The organism is Enterococcus sp. RIT-PI-f (genome assembly GCF_001297065.1).
In the GTDB taxonomy this organism is placed as follows: Bacteria; Bacillota; Bacilli; order Lactobacillales; family Enterococcaceae; genus Enterococcus_D.
On the sequence record NZ_LHOX01000003.1, the window covers coordinates 111,871 to 127,624 of the forward strand.

Consider the following 15,754-nt stretch of genomic DNA (forward strand, 5'->3'; position numbering starts at 1 on the left):
CACTTAGTCCTCCTTGATGGTCGTTTTTGCAGCCGTCAATTGATGCGTTGTTGCGCCAGCAGCCGTATGGATGCACAACGTCGCTTCTTTGATCCCCTCTAGTTCAATAATTAGCTGGCCGTCTGCTTTCGTCACGTGTACACCACCGACCAATTGGCCTCGGTGATCATAGATTTCTGCACTTGCCTCCTCTTGCGGATCAAAAAGATGGATCACCGGGTTTTGTGCATAGTCATAAACTGCCTTCGTCTGCTCAGAACCTTCAATGATCATTTGATTAGGCCGAACCAGCAATGGCAAATGAAAATAATCATAGGTTTCTTGATACCAGCGACCACCTGTATAGGCTTTACCAGACAAATAATCGATCCAAACGCCTTTGGTATCTGGTACATAAAAGGAAACTGTCCCTTGTGCATTAAAAATTGGTGCCACCAAAAGATGTTCACCTAACATGTACTGACGGTCCAAATAGTGCGTCATTTGGTCTTCTGGAAATTCTAAGACCATCGCGCGCATCATCGGCAGCCCCGTCTTGGCTGTTAACACAGACTGTGCTTGCAGATAAGGCATCAAAGATAGTTTCAGATTGGTAAAGGCCTTCGATACAGCCACTGCTTCTTCGTCATACACCCAAGGCACTTTGTATTCCCAACTGCCGTGATATCGACTATGAGAAGATAACAAACCAAATTGGGTCCAACGTTTGTACAGATCTGGTGTTGCCCCTGCTTCAAAGCCAGAAATATCATGACTCCAATAACCAAATCCCCCCATACCAAAGGATAATCCAGCGCGCAAGGATTCAGCCATCGATGGATAATCAGAAGTACTATCACCGCCCCAATGGACAGGCAAGCGTTGAGAGCCCACAGAAGCTGCCCGCGCAAACACAATCGCTTCAGATTCTCCTTTGACTTCCTTTAATAGATCAAACACAACTTTATTGTATAAAAACGCATAGTAGTTGTGCATTTTTTCAGGATCAGAACCATCAAAATAAACTGCATCTGTAGGAATTCTCTCTCCAAAATCAGTTTTAAAGCAATCAACCCCCATATCTAGCAACGCCCGCAATTTGCTGTTGTACCAAGTAACTGCTGCAGGGTTTGTAAAGTCCACTATAGCTAATCCCGCTTGCCATTTATCCCATTGCCATACATCACCATTTTCGCGTTTCAAGAAATAGCCATTGGCCATCCCTTCGTCAAAGAGCGGTGATTTTTGACCAATATAAGGGTTGATCCAGACACAAATTTTCAAACCTTTGGCTTTCAATCGCTGAAGCATCTTCTCAGGTTCCGGGAAAGTGCGCTCGTCCCAAGTAAAGTTGCACCATTCATACTCTTTCATCCAGAGGCAGTCAAAGTGGAAGACTTCTAGTGGAATCTCACGTTCTGCCATACCGTCTACAAAAGAAGTAACTGTTTGCTCATCGTAATCAGTTAAGAAAGAGGTACTTAACCACAAGCCAAAGGACCACGCCGGCGGCAACGCTGGTTTGCCTGTCAAATCCGTATAACGCTGAATCACTTGTTTTAAATCATCCCCTGCGATGACATAGTATTGCAACGATTGACCCGGATTACTGAATTGCACACGGGAGACTTTCTCACTGCCAACTTCGAATTGAACCCGATCTGGCGAATTGACAAAAATACCATATCCTTTATTGCTTAGATAAAATGGAATGTTTTTATAGGCTTGTTCCGTCCCTGTTCCACCATCCGCATTCCAAATATCCACACTTTGGCCATTTTTAACAAAATTTGTAAACCGTTCTCCCAATCCATAGATCGTTTCCCCAACATCCAATGTCAACTGCTCACTGATATATGTCTTCTCATTAGGATCAATGACCACCGCTTTACTACGTGGCTTACTTTGTGTAATCAGCGTGTCTTTGTAGTAAAAATCAGCTGTCACATGTTCACCTTTGGTTATCATCACCTGTAAGTCTCCCGATCGAAAGACATAGGTTCCCTCATCTTCTGAGATCTCTGGTGTGATTTCTTCAGTGATCAAGTCAAATTCAGGTAATTTGGCTTGAACCCCTTTGTAATTGAACAGTGTGATTCCGATAATATTGCGTCTTGGCGTAGTGACTTCCATTGTTAAAAGTCCACCATCCAAGGTTGCTCCTTTGTGCCCAACATAACTATAAGGCAAGTACAAAACTAGCTTGTCTTGCGTTTTACGGGCATCGTACACATGCACCGCAAATTTCACATCAAATCCTTCACGGAATAACCAACCGCCATCAGAAAATTTCATTTTTTTCCTCCTTGTTCAATCAATGATAGTGCCCCCAACAAACCAGCATCATTATAGTAACGACACGTTTCTAGGGGGACTTGAAAATCTAGCCAGTGAGGATTGTCTTTGAGTGCTTGTCTCACTATAGGTAGGAGAACAGGGTTTTGACTAATCCCTCCACCAATCAATATCTTTTCCGGATTCATCGTCACTGCTAAATTATAGATGGCAATCGCAACATACCTAGCCCACTGTCGCACGATTTGTTGCGTCTCAGGGTCTTTGTCCCACTGTTCCATGATCGTTTCTCCTAGTATTTCTTTGTTTATCGGGATCGATTTTGCCTGCCGAAACGCATCAATCAACCCTCTAGTTGATGCCAAATCATGCAATGTCGCAAAAGAAGAAGCTTGAAAATCTGTCACCATCATCCCAAATTCTCCTGCACGAAAGCCTGAGCCTCGAATCAGCTTACGTTGGTGGACCAGTGCACCACCCACACCAGTTCCTAATGTGATCAGTACAAAGTCTTGCACATCTGTGGCATGTCCAGAAGAAAGTTCTGCTAAGGCTGCACATCTCGCATCATTTTCGATCCAAATAGGATAATCACCTATCAATCGTCCCTGCAACTCTTTTATTATGTTGCACCCATGTATAGGGGCAAGCGCCCCTGCCATGATGGCTACCCCTTGTTCAGGATCGATAAAACCGGGAAAGCTTAAGCCAATCCCTTCAATTGTTGCTGTTTGCTCAATTTCAACGATTTTGGCTAATAACGCATCAAAAAAGACTTCCTTGCTTTCATGGGGTGTCGCTATCTTCCCTTGAGAAAGCCAAGTATTGTCTTGTGCAAACACCCCAAATTTAATATACGTACCGCCAACATCAAAGCACAAGCGGACTTGTCTCATCTATTCTCCTCCCTTCGATCGAAAAGCGCTTACACGTTCAATTAAATTATATAAAAGAATAGAATAGACGCCTACCAAGTAATTTAGTCATCCTTACCCTAAAAAATAGATGTCCGAAAACACATTCGGACATCTGATAGGCTATTCATTTTTTCGAAATTCATTTGGCGACACATGATGATACTGTTTGAACTTTTTGTAGAAATAATCCACATTGCTATACCCAACCAACTCAGCTACCTCATAGACCATTAAATTGGAATGTCTCAACATTTCTACTGCTTTATCCATACGGACTTTGTCCAAAAAAGCGAGATAATTCAGCCCAGTATCTCTACGAAACTTTTTGCCTAAGTATGCACTATTGTAATTAAAATGAGCTCCAATTTTTTTTAGCGTCAAATCTTCTTTATAGTGCTTTTTCGTATATTGGATCAATGCTTCGATAATATCAACTTGGTTCAAACTGCTGGCAATCGTCTCTTGCAGTTGGCTTAACTTATCAGAAACCACTAATTGCAACATTGGAAATGTTTGTGCCAGAAAAATCTCCTGATGCAACGCATCCATCGACCCGTCGATGTCCAATGCTAATTTTTCTTGAATTTGATGATGGATCCATTCAATATCCCCATTGATTTGCCACTTGATTTCTTCTTCCAAAGTCAAAGATCCATAAAAGGATTGATAATAGCTTGTGATGTATTCTTGTAAAGATTGATTCGATAGCAGGGACATAACGAGTTGTTCTTTGATAACTTCACGTTCCTCACGTTGTTGATCCATATCAAGAACATGATGAGAAATCACTTGATTCGGAAATAAAAAAATCAATTTACTTAATGTTTGAATATCAACCATCAAAGGCTTCAAGTTGTCTTGCGCAGCAACCCATCGAGAAATCAATATTTCTTCTGATTTCAACCATTTACGACACCATTGGTCGATCTCTTCATCAGGAAATCGCTCATCATTCAGCAAAACAAGATATTGGTGATGTCGATGGATCAATTGGATGACTTGAGAAACATGATCAGATAATTTTTCCGTCAATTTTTGACTATTGGCTTCTTCCGATACCCGCAGCAGTTTGGCAAATTGTACTTGTTTGATACCAGTTGGATCACCACCAAAAAGTTTATCGATTAATTGACTCTTTTGATTCTTCTGTTGATCTGTTTTGGCCTTTTGATCGATTTTTGTTAGAATATCGATTAGTTCTTCTTCATCGATTGGCTTCAATAAATAGGTAACTGCCCCAAGTTGTAGCGCTTGTTTTGCATACTCAAAATCTGAATACCCTGACAGTATAATCGCATAGAACAAAAGCCCTTCCTCAACTGCCTCTTGAACCATTTCTAGGCCATTTTTGCCAGGCATTTGGATATCCGCAATCACGACATCCGGTTTGAGTGTTCGAATTTTTTCCAAACCAATCTGCCCATTTTCAGCAAAACCAATAATCTGATAGCCTAAACTCTCCCAATCAATGATCAAAGGCAATCCGTTTCGAATCGACATTTCATCATCAACAATCAACACTTTCCGCATCTTTCCACCTCCATTCCCCCTAAATACTTTACGTATGGCTGATCAAACTAGCACCATTTGTTCGTATCAATTCTTGATACCAATAAAAACTATCTTTCGGGATGCGTTCCAACTGACGTGCGCTTTGATTATCTCGATCAACATACACAAACCCGTATCGCTTTTGATAACCATTCAACCAGCTCAATAAATCCGTAAATGACCATGCACAATAACCGATGATCTCCACCCCGTCTGTCAGCGCTTTTTGTAATTCAAGCAAATGTTCTTGCAGATAGGTGATCCTATAGGGATCATGGATTTTTTTGTCTTCTGTCAGCTGATCGATCGCCCCTAATCCATTTTCTGTAATAAAAATAGGCAAGTCATAGTTGGCTTGGATTCGTCTCAATGCCACTCGGAAGCCTACCGGATCGATTTCCCACCCCCAATCGGTTTTCTTTAAATTGGGATTTTCTGCAGTCGCAAACATCGTTTCTTCTGGTGAGAATGTACCATCTTCAGCTTGCATCAAGTAGGGATCCACTTTCGAGAACGCTCTCTTTTCAGCAATTTGTTTTTGGTAATTATTCTGCTGCGCCGTACCGCCATGATAATAGTTGATGCCCAGGAAATCAGGTTTTGCTTTTTTTAAAATGGCTTGATCTTCTTCAGTCACAACGGGGGCCAGTCCTGCTTTGGCTAATTGCTTGTATACAAATTTTGGGTACTCTCCTTTGCAATAGACGTCCAAAAACCAAGCATTATTGAATGCTTCACCATTTTCAGCAGCCAAAACATCTTCAGGATCACAGCTGAATGGATACATTGGGCCATAACCAAAACTTGGACCGATTTTCCCTAATGGGACCATCTCATGAAATAAGTTGATTGCCTTTGCATTGGCTATATTGATGATATGATTGGCTGCATACATCCGTTTCAAATCCTTTACACCAGGTGGATGCGCTGCCCAACGGTAACCTAATGAAGTAAACACATTTTGCTCGTTCATCGTTACCCAATAGGTCACTTTTGTCCCTAGCCGTTCAAAAAGAATGCGGCAATACTTCTCGAAAGCCACTGCTGTTTCTCGACCTTCCCATCCTTGATACTTATCTTGTAAAGCTTGGGGCAAATCCCAATGGTACAACGTCAAAATGGGGACAATGCCTTGTTTTACTAATTCATCCACTAGATTTTCATAGAATGCCAATCCAGCTTCATTGACTTCTCCTTCACCATCTGGCAAAACCCGTGACCAAGCCACACTAAAGCGATAGGCACCCAGCCCCATTTCTTTCATTAGGGCGATATCTTCTTTGTAATGATGATAATGGTCAATCGCCACTTTACCATTCGTTTCTTCAAAGGTATTTCCAGGGACCTGTGCATAGGTATCCCAAATTGATGGCCCTTTGCCTTCTGTCGCCCATGCCCCTTCGATTTGATAGGCAGCTGAAGCTGCACCCCATAAAAAATTTTGTGGAAAAGGATCTAATTGCGTGTGAAACATTAAGCTTCCCCCTTCATATTCAGCTCCAAATAAACCGGTTACATTTTATCGTACCATATTATTTGTTTTTTTTTAAGACTCTTCTCAAATGCATATGTCACTGAAAAAACTGTCGCTCCAAAGAACGACAGTCAAACATTAAAACAAATAATCATTCAAACGCGATTTCACATATTCGATGTGGCTAGATTCTAATTCGATTTGATCATGATCCAACGCATATGCTGTAAGTGATTCCAAATCTTCTTTATCTGCCAAGATTGCTGAACCGATGCCCTCGTGGAAAGAAGCATATCGTTTTTCTTTCAACGCATCTAAGAAGCGGTCTTCTTTTAATTTTGCCGCTGCCTTTAACGCTCTTGCATAGGTATCCATACCGGCAATATGCGCCAATAGCAAATCTTCCATTTCAAACGATGAGCGACGAACTTTGGAATCAAAGTTGATACCCCCAGGTGCGATACCCCCATTTTCCAGCACTTCGTATAAAGCAAGTGTCGAATCAAATACATTTGTTGGAAACTCATCCGTGTCCCAACCTAATAACATATCCCCTTGGTTCGCATCTAACGATCCTAGCGCATCATAACTGCGGGCAACCGCAATTTCATGTTCGAAAGTATGTCCTGCCAATGTCGCATGGTTGGCTTCTAAATTCAATTTAAAATCGCCTTCTAAACCATAATGCTGGATAAAGGCCATTGTTGTGGCTGCATCAAAATCATATTGGTGTTTTGATGGTTCTTTTGGTTTTGGTTCCAATAGAAACTGTGGTTTATGACCAATTTTTTCACCATACGCAATCGCCATTTTAAACAAGCGCGCAATATTGTCTTGTTCAAATTTCATATCCGTATTCAATAAAGTTTCATAGCCTTCACGACCACCCCAGAAAACATAGTTTTCTCCGCCTAATTTTTTCGAGATATCTAGACCTTTTTTGACTTGTGCGGCTGCGTATGCATACACCTCGGCGTTGTTAGTTGAAGCAGCACCATTGTTGAAGCGTGGGTGGGAGAACATATTTGCAGTATTCCAAAGCAATTTGATTCCGGTTTGATCCATTTTTTCTTTGATCAAATCGGTGATGTCATCTAGATTTTGGAAAAACTCTTCCAATGTTTCCCCAGCTGGTGCCACATCGATATCATGGAAACAGAAGAATTCTGCCCCTAATTTTTCGCAAATTTCGAAGAATGCTTCTACACGATTCTTGGCTGTCTCCATTTCCGTTTCGCCAAACCAGGTGCGCTTGTTGACTGGCGCGCCAAATGGGTCAGAACCATCTTGGGTCATCGTGTGCCAATATGCAATGGCAAAACGCAGATGGTCTTTCATTTTCTTGCCTAAGACGACCTCTTCCGCATCATAATGGCGAAATGCAAACATGTTCTCTGTTGTAGGACCTTCATACTGGATTTTTTCGATTTGTGGGAAATAAGTCATACTATTGCCTCCATTTTGTTTTTTAGTATAGCAAACTAACTTACACGCTCGTATTATTCTATTCCATCATTTAGCTAAATCTACGCAACTATCTGAACTATCTTTCAATCTGCATAAGCGTATGACAGATGGGTGCAGTTTGCGCATAAATAGTGCGATAGACTGAATAAATTTGTTGATATTTCAGGACATTCTCAGGAATTGGGTGAATGGTTTCCCCATACTTTACAAACGAGTCAACACAAGTTGCTGCATCTGGATACAAACCGCTACCAATAGCTGCTAACATCGCAGCTCCGATCCCCGGTCCTTGCTCTGTCGATAACGTGAGTATTTCTGCATTGAAAATATCCGCTTGCATTTGTAACCAATCCGAATTCTGTGCACCACCCCCTACTGAAATTATTTGGGTGAACTTACGTTGGGCTTGTTCTTCCATTATCATTTGCGAATCTTTCAACGAAAAGGTAATGCCTTCTAAAACTGAACGGCTAAAGTGCTTCGCGCGATGCCTTGTATCAATTCCTATAAAACTACCTCTAATTTTGCTGTCGATATAGGGCGTACGTTCCCCCACAATATATGGTGTAAACAATAAGCCTTCTGATCCAGGTTCTACCTCCCCAATCTCAGTCAATAATTCCGAGAAGCTTCGGTCTGGTGCAAATGTTTCTCGATACCAACTCAAAGAATTCCCCGCTGCCAGGGTAACACCCATAGAATACATTTTGTCTTTGACTACATGGCGGAAAAGATGCAGATTGCCTTGATAATCAACTTCTTGCGCTTCCTCAAAAGAAAGGAAAACACCACTTGTACCAATCGATACCATGCCAATTCCTTCCGAAATGATGCCTGAACCTAACGCGGCACAAGCGTTGTCTGCTCCACCTGCATAAATTGTGATCTCTTGTTCAAATCCGAAAGCTTCTTTCAATTCACTGCGCATCTTACCGACAGGCGCAGCAGACTCAAACAACGGTGGTAACAAATCTGGAGAAATTGAAAATTTTTCGATGATGGCTTCAGACCAACATTTATTCGCAATATCCAACATTAAAGTTCCTGCTGCATCTGAAAAGTCCATCGAATAATTGCCTGTTAGCCAAAAAGCCAAATAATCTTTTGGCAGCATGATATGACGGACCTGTTGCCACTTTTCAGGTTCATGCTCTTGTACCCACAAAATTTTAGGTAAAGTAAACCCTTCAAGTGCAATATTCTTAGTCATTGCCTTTACTTCCTCACCAAAAGATGCCATTATCCGTTGACATTGTTTGGTTGTGCGAACATCATTCCACAAAATTGCTGGCCGTATGACACGATTTGATTCATCCAATAAAACCAAACTATGCATTTGTCCAGAGAAACTAATACCAATTAATTCAGTTTGTAACTGAGGAAGCTTTTTGATCAAGTCGTGAATCACTGCATCGGCCGCCTCTTGCCAGTGTGTTGGTTCTTGTTCACTGAAACCTGGTTTAGGTGATGATAGCGGGTATTCTGCACTTGCTGTGCCACAAAGGTCTCCTGTTTGATCAAACACTAACCCTTTTAACGAACTTGTTCCTAGATCCAACCCTAAAAGATAAGCCATTTATTCTCTCCTTTCTCACTTCGACATTAAAACGTTTGACGCGCAATAGGTTAATTAGCTTCAAAAACTAACTAATTGGATAATATAGGAATTATACTTTTTAGTCAAGCGCTTTCAATAAACTTTTTCATTTTCGCTCTCTTTATTTTTCTACGTCCGATGGCTTGCACATTATTAATTTGCACGGTAAACTAACACTAATTACAGTGATGAAGAGGAGAACACATGATTATCAATAAAATGGGTATACGCGAACAAAATGAGTCGGCTGTATTAAAGACGATCATTGATAATGAGAATATTTCAAGAGCTGAAGTATCAAATTTGACAAACCTCAATAAAGCGTCTGTTTCTCAAATAACAAAAAAATTGATTGAAACTGATTTTGTACGTGAAGTCGGGATTGGTGATTCTACTTCGATTGGTGGAAGAAAGCCAATTCAACTGCAATTCAACCACTACAGTAGCCTAGCGGTTACTTTTGACATCGGCTATAACTATGTTCGCGGAATGTTGTCCTACATCAATGGGGAGATGATAGCTTCTGCCAATCACTCAGATAAGATGATTACAAAAGAGAACGTATTAGCAACGATCGATTCAATGATGAAAGAGTTTTGGCCGCAAATGCCAAAAACCACACACGGTTTGGTGGGGATTTGTCTTGCGATCCATGGTATCATTCACAATCAATCAATTGCCTTTACCCCCTACTATGACTTGGAAGACTTTGACTTCATCACACCGCTAAACCAGAAATACAATACAGCTGTCTATATAGAGAACGAAGCCAATCTGACTGCTTTAGGAGAGTACTGTTTTTCTTCTGATTCAACAAATTTGCTAAGTGTTAGCGTTCATAGCGGTATTGGTGTCGGGATTATTGTCAACGGCCAGTTGCAAACTGGTACGCACGGTATGGCTGGAGAAGTCGGTCATTCCACGTTATTTCCCCACGGCAACTTATGTCCCTGTGGAAATCGGGGCTGTCTAGAACAATATGCCTCGAATAAGGTATTATTTGATACCTATAGAAAATATACAGAAACGGATATCGTCAATTCAGATACCTTCGCAAAAGCCTATCACGCCGGGGACAAATCTGCAATTGAATTGGCGCAACAGAATGTTGAATTTCTTAGTATCGGCTTGAATAATGTCATCACTTTTTCAGATCCAGAAGAAGTCTTTATAAACAGCTCAGTCTATCGCAAAATTCCTACCTTGCTTCATGCTTTACAGCAAAAATTGACCAGCCAGTTTACTAAAAAAACCAAAATCAAAAACAGTCAACTAGGCGATCAAGCCCCATTGTTTGGTGGCAATGTTTTAGTTGCGAAGCACTTCCTGAATATCAGTGATTTACGCTTTGCATCACTTGATCTATCTCAACATCTACGCTAGCTGATTTCTGGACTGGATATTCAGTCCAGATTTTTCTTTTCTGCAAAAAAATTCTTATCATCCTTTGATTCCTCCAGCAGTCACACCACCAACAATGTATTTCGATAGAAACAGATAAATCAACAGTAAAGGAATAATACTTAACGAGATCCCTAGATACATACTACCAAATTCTGTGCGATATACATCGGTTTTCAATAATTGAACCAACATTGGCAACGTATATTTTTCTGTATCATTTATCAAAATCAATGGCATCAAAAAATTATTCCAAGACGTTACAAAAGAAAATATTGCCATAGTAGCTAAACCTGGCTTCATCAAAGGTAGCATGATTTGATGGAATATTTTGATTTCGCCAGCACCATCCAGACGTGCAGAATCTGCTAAATCAGGATGATAAATTGTTTCTAAGTATTGTTTTAAGAAAAATACTGTAGCTGGCGAAGCAATCGCGGGTAAAACCAATGGAAGAAAGTTATTCAAAAGTCCTAGGCGATTCATAAATTGATAGAAACCGATCATGCTAATCTGCTGAGGAATCATAATCAATCCTAGAATGACTGCGAACAATATTTTTTTCCCACGAAATTCATAAACAATCACACCATAAGCCGTCAATGCAGAAAAATAAACATTGAGAACGGTAGCTCCAGCTGCAATTAAGAAACTATTTTTAAAACCATTGAAGATATTGAACCCTCTGCCCATTATTACGGACCAGTTGTATTGTAGATTACTTCCCGGCCATAAGGACAACCCTTGCTGGATCTGTTCAGCTGAACGAGTCGCATTGACCAAGACAACCCAAAAAGGCAAAATACTTAGAATGGTCAGTAACACTAGAAAGACATAAATCAATAATCGCTTTGCTCGATAGCTGTTTTCCATTTATTTTCTCCCCACTTTGCTGTTTTCTTTGAAAAACTGAAACAATAGTGTACTTAATATGATTGAAAGCACCAATAATAGCACCGAGGCCGTTGCAGCAACATTGAAATTTCGACTGCCAGTAAATGCTTGGTTGTAGATAAACATCGTGATCGTTAAGACACTATTGTTAGGATTGCCGTTTGTCAGCAAAAATGGAATGTCAAACATTTGTAAGCCACCAATCAAGGAAGTTACCAATGTATAGAGCAATATTGGTTTCAACAAAGGCAGCGTGATCTTGCGGAAAATTTGGCTATCATTAGCTCCATCGACCATTGCTGATTCAAAAAGAGCATCATCAATACTCAAGATTCCAGAAACCAAAACAATCGTTGTCTGGCCATACCACATCCAAAATTGGATAAAAGAAACAATTAGTCTAGTTCCCGTTTCACTGCGAAAAAAGTCGTAAGGTTGGTCCAAAACACCAAAGTGCTGTAAAACAAGGTTGATTGGTCCTAATGGAAAGCTGAACAAAACGAAAAATAAGATTGCTACTGAAGCAGCGGTAATAATATTGGGCAAATAAAAAACAACTTTGAAAAAGCCTTTCCCTCTTAAGTGCAGCTTGATGTTGGTAAACCATGCCGCTAGCAAAAGAGCTAAGCCAATTTGAGGGAGAAAGTTTACGCCCCACAAAATAAAAGTGTTGTTGATCGATTTTAAAAATAACGGATTGCGAAAAATAGAAAAATAATTATCTAGTCCCACGAGATTGGCAGTTGGATTCCACCCTTTAAGATCTGTAAAACTCAGATAAATCGTATAGAGAATTGGATAAAGTTGAAAAACCAAGAATGCTAGAAAAAATGGTGCGATAAATAGTAGCCCATAGCGATGATATTGTTCAAATTTTCTCTTATTCTGCATCATAATCCCCCTGTATAATTTTTCTCCTCCACAGCTAGATCATGTCTATAAAGTTAAGCTCTTAAAATAGCGACATAATGCCGAGAAGAAGCTGAAACCGACTTTTATTCGGTGCCGGTTTCAGCAGGAACGCCTAATCTATTTGAATATCTGGATATGCGTTGGCGACTGCATCTTTAAAGTTTTGGATTGCCGTTTGTTGATCAATTTCTCCTTTTGAGTATGGCGTCAAACAACTATCCGTAAAGAGTGTTTCAATCGTTTGGTCATACTCTGTCAGAATTTTCGCATTGATATCTTGTACCATATCTGCAAATTCTGCATAGTGATTTTGGCCACCTAAAAATTCCTCTTCGTATTCACTTTTAATCTCTTCAACGACTTGCTCATTCGATACAAAGTCACCTGTATCTTCTGCCCATTGTTTTAAAAATTCTTGATCTGTCGTCAGATAAGCCACCAATTGCGCCGCTTCTTCCTGCATCTCAGAATTTGCTGTGGCACCGATCCACGTACCGCCCCAGAACCAAGATGATGGTCCTTGAATCATGCGCCAGTCACCCTCCGTTGTGCTAGAGTTATCGGCAGCTGTCGCATTTGGTTTTAACCAATAATGTAGTCCCCATGTCGGCAAACTATAACCGAATACATTGTCGCCATTCATGCCAGCGAACCAAGCTTCTGACTGTCCTTCTGTATCTTGTGTCAGCCCTTCTTCAACAAATTTTCGTGATACATCCAACAAGTCATATAGACTGTTGTCGATAACTAATTTGCCGTCTTCAACCCATCCATGTTCTCGCTGACCATAAAAAGGTTTTGCCAAATCTTGGACACTAGAAATCATATAGGTCGTTCCACCACTTTTTTCTTTTATTTCTTTTGCTTCATTGTAGAACTTATCATAATCTGACAAGGTCGTTTGTGCAGCCGTTGGATCATCGATCCCTAAAAGCTCTTCTGCCATCGATGCCCGGTAATAAAAACCACCAGGAGCAGCTTGCCAAGCCAATGCATGAAGAACTCCGTCTTTTGAAGTTCCTACATCTTTGACATATTGATACGTGTCTGTCGCAGCTTCATCAAGTCCAAGTGAGCCAAGGTCTGCCATCATGCCTGATTCCACATATTTTTTGACAAAGGCTGATTCTAAAGCAATCACATCAGGTGCATCTTTAGCGCCTAGAATCGGATCTAGTTTGGTCTCGAATTGGTCAGAAGGAATCTCCACAATACGAATGTCATAGGCTAAATCGTCATGCGCCGGCAAATAATAATCATTGATCATAGTTGATAATTCCGAGGTAAACGTCCAAACAACGAGTTCATCCTTTCCACTGCTCCCAGATGCGCCGTTATCTGACGCATTATTTCCTGAACCATTTCCGCAGCCAGTAAGTAAAAGAGCGCCTACGCCGATCAATGACGCTGTTTGTATCACCCGTTTCCAATTATTCATCTTTCTTCCTCCTCGATTTTTTGATAGTCAAATGAATCAAAATCAGCCACCAAACGATTACCGGTGGTATCGATCGTAAACATTCCCACAAAAGCACCCGTAAAGAAACCTCCATAATGCTCTGACACATAATCATCAGATAAAACCAAACTGTCAAATAGCTGATCAATCACTAGCCACTCTTTTTGATCAAATGAATAAGCATATTGATATTGACTATAGTTAACGATTGTTTTGAAATAAACTGTCTGAACATTTAGAGGTATCTCAATTTTTGTGTCTACTTTCCTCTTCAATTCACCTTTTTCGCTGGCCAATAAGGTGATGATTTTTCCTTTATCTTCATCATGGGTAATGTAAATAGCCGACCAATTTTGTGTATTGTAGTAATTCGTCAACCCTGCCAACTGCATGAAAGATTCAGGTGAAAATTCGACTGCTATCGTTGCTTCAAAGTGGAAATCGGTCCATCTTCTTGCCACCATTGCTTGGTGGAATAATGAGTTGAAAGATTCTCGCCCATATAATCGCAAATATCCTGGTCGTGCGGACAAACTACCGATTTCCTCAGAAAAAGGAATCCTCAATGTTTGAAATATCGGTGCCAACGATTCATCTTCAAAATCATCAAATCCTGTTTCAATTTCCCATGGATGTTCGGTTAGTTGCGGCTGAGGAACCTCATTTTTGGGATAGTTTCCTCCTGTGATATACGGCCAATCTTTTTCCCAATAAACAGACTGGATTGCTGTTTCTCTCCCAAGAGGACAATAACCGCGATTTTCTATCAGTGGTGTTTCCGGATACTTTAATGCTCGACCAGTTAGATGTACAAAGTACCATTCATCAGTTTGGGTTTGAACAAACGAACCATGGCCGGCTTTTTGCAATTGAATTTCTGGATGGGCCCATGAACTGATTAGCGGATTTTGCGGATGGACCTCGTACTGTCCATTGATCTGTTTAGAACGAGCAATCGTACTAGCATGTTCAAATTTCGTCCCTCCTTCTGCCGTCAGCAAATAATAATAGCCGTTTACTTTATACATAACTGGTGCTTCTGTCAGTTTTCGATCGGTTCCTTTAAAAATAATCTTTGGTTGCCCTACTAACCTCTTAGCTTTCCAGTCAAACTCCTGAAGGGCTATTCCATAAAAGGAGTGATTCTCGGGACGATAATCCCAAACCATATTCAGAAAATATTTTTTACCATCTTCGTCATGGAACAAAGATGGATCGAAACCAGAGGAATTCATATAGATTGGTTCCGACCACTCTCCATCTATTGTTTCACATGTGACCAAATAATTATTTACATCTTTCCAGCTGTTGGATTGCGTTTTCACATCTGAGAAAATTAGCCAAAAGCGTCCATCACTGTAACTTAGGTTTGGTGCCCAAACACCACCAGAATCTGGATTTCCCAACATATTCAATTGACTGCTACGATTGAGTGGCGTACTAATCAAACGCCAATTCTTCAAATCTTTCGAATGGAAAATACGTACTCCTGGAAACCACTCAAAGGTCGATGTGGCAATGTAATAATCTTCCCCTGCACGACATATACTCGGATCTGGATGAAAGCCTGTCAGTATTGGATTGATAATCAAATAAACTCCTCCTCTTTTTTTGAATTTATGCTTCAACTGACCATCAGAATAGTTGATCACTATGGTTAGTAAGTTTTATTTACTAATATACTTAGCTAAAAAAAAACTCACTACGATATACCTTTATAAAAAAACCATAATCATTGCTCTATTTACTTTTTCCAGCTGAACTGTCATAATTATAAAATGAAATCGCTATCATTTACAGGACAATTT

General features: G+C 40.4%; 11 protein-coding genes. 1 reads left to right on the plus strand and 10 read right to left on the minus strand.

Annotated elements, in window-relative coordinates:
• Positions 1–3: 3 nt before the first annotated feature.
• From yicI to xylB, 6 genes are all read right to left on the minus strand, one after another.
• Positions 4–2,274, minus strand: a complete 2,271-nt coding sequence (yicI, locus tag AEQ18_RS00920) for an alpha-xylosidase (RefSeq protein WP_054114489.1) — start codon at positions 2,272–2,274, stop codon at positions 4–6.
• Positions 2,271–3,170: an ROK family protein gene (locus tag AEQ18_RS00925; RefSeq protein ID WP_054114490.1), complete on the minus strand. Its 900-nt coding sequence runs from the start codon at positions 3,168–3,170 to the stop codon at positions 2,271–2,273. Before AEQ18_RS00925 ends, yicI begins: the two co-directional genes overlap by 4 nt.
• A gap of 141 nt (positions 3,171–3,311) precedes the next feature.
• Positions 3,312–4,721: a response regulator gene (locus AEQ18_RS00930; RefSeq protein WP_054114491.1), complete on the minus strand. Its 1,410-nt coding sequence runs from the start codon at positions 4,719–4,721 to the stop codon at positions 3,312–3,314.
• A gap of 28 nt (positions 4,722–4,749) precedes the next feature.
• Positions 4,750–6,216 carry a glycoside hydrolase family 1 protein gene (locus tag AEQ18_RS00935; RefSeq protein ID WP_054114492.1) on the minus strand — a complete coding sequence of 489 codons (1,467 nt, stop codon included), beginning with the start codon at positions 6,214–6,216 and terminating at the stop codon, positions 4,750–4,752.
• 138 nt (positions 6,217–6,354) lie between these two features.
• Positions 6,355–7,662, minus strand: coding sequence for a xylose isomerase (xylA, locus tag AEQ18_RS00940; protein ID WP_054114493.1), 1,308 nt, complete (start codon positions 7,660–7,662; stop codon positions 6,355–6,357).
• Between the two features lie 97 nt (positions 7,663–7,759).
• Positions 7,760–9,259: a xylulokinase gene (gene xylB, locus AEQ18_RS00945; protein WP_054114494.1), complete on the minus strand. Its 1,500-nt coding sequence runs from the start codon at positions 9,257–9,259 to the stop codon at positions 7,760–7,762.
• Positions 9,260–9,484: 225 nt separating this feature from the next.
• Between xylB and AEQ18_RS00950 the strand changes: the two genes are divergently transcribed.
• Positions 9,485–10,663, plus strand: coding sequence for an ROK family transcriptional regulator (locus tag AEQ18_RS00950; protein WP_054114495.1), 1,179 nt, complete (start codon positions 9,485–9,487; stop codon positions 10,661–10,663).
• Positions 10,664–10,720: 57 nt separating this feature from the next.
• Here the strand turns inward: AEQ18_RS00950 and AEQ18_RS00955 are convergent, their stop codons facing one another.
• The 4 genes from AEQ18_RS00955 to AEQ18_RS00970 all read right to left on the minus strand — a co-directional run bounded on the left by AEQ18_RS00955 (position 10,721) and on the right by AEQ18_RS00970 (position 15,538).
• Positions 10,721–11,554, minus strand: a complete 834-nt coding sequence (locus AEQ18_RS00955) for a carbohydrate ABC transporter permease (RefSeq protein WP_054114496.1) — start codon at positions 11,552–11,554, stop codon at positions 10,721–10,723.
• A complete protein-coding gene (locus AEQ18_RS00960) occupies positions 11,555–12,466 on the minus strand; it encodes a carbohydrate ABC transporter permease (protein ID WP_054114497.1) in 912 nt (303 codons plus the stop codon).
• 133 nt (positions 12,467–12,599) lie between these two features.
• A complete protein-coding gene (locus AEQ18_RS00965) occupies positions 12,600–13,925 on the minus strand; it encodes an ABC transporter substrate-binding protein (RefSeq protein ID WP_054114498.1) in 1,326 nt (441 codons plus the stop codon).
• Positions 13,922–15,538 (minus strand): glycoside hydrolase family 43 protein, encoded by a 1,617-nt coding sequence (locus AEQ18_RS00970; protein WP_054114499.1) that lies wholly within the window; start codon positions 15,536–15,538, stop codon positions 13,922–13,924. The genes AEQ18_RS00965 and AEQ18_RS00970 overlap by 4 nt, the downstream gene beginning before the upstream one ends.
• Positions 15,539–15,754 lie beyond the last annotated feature (216 nt).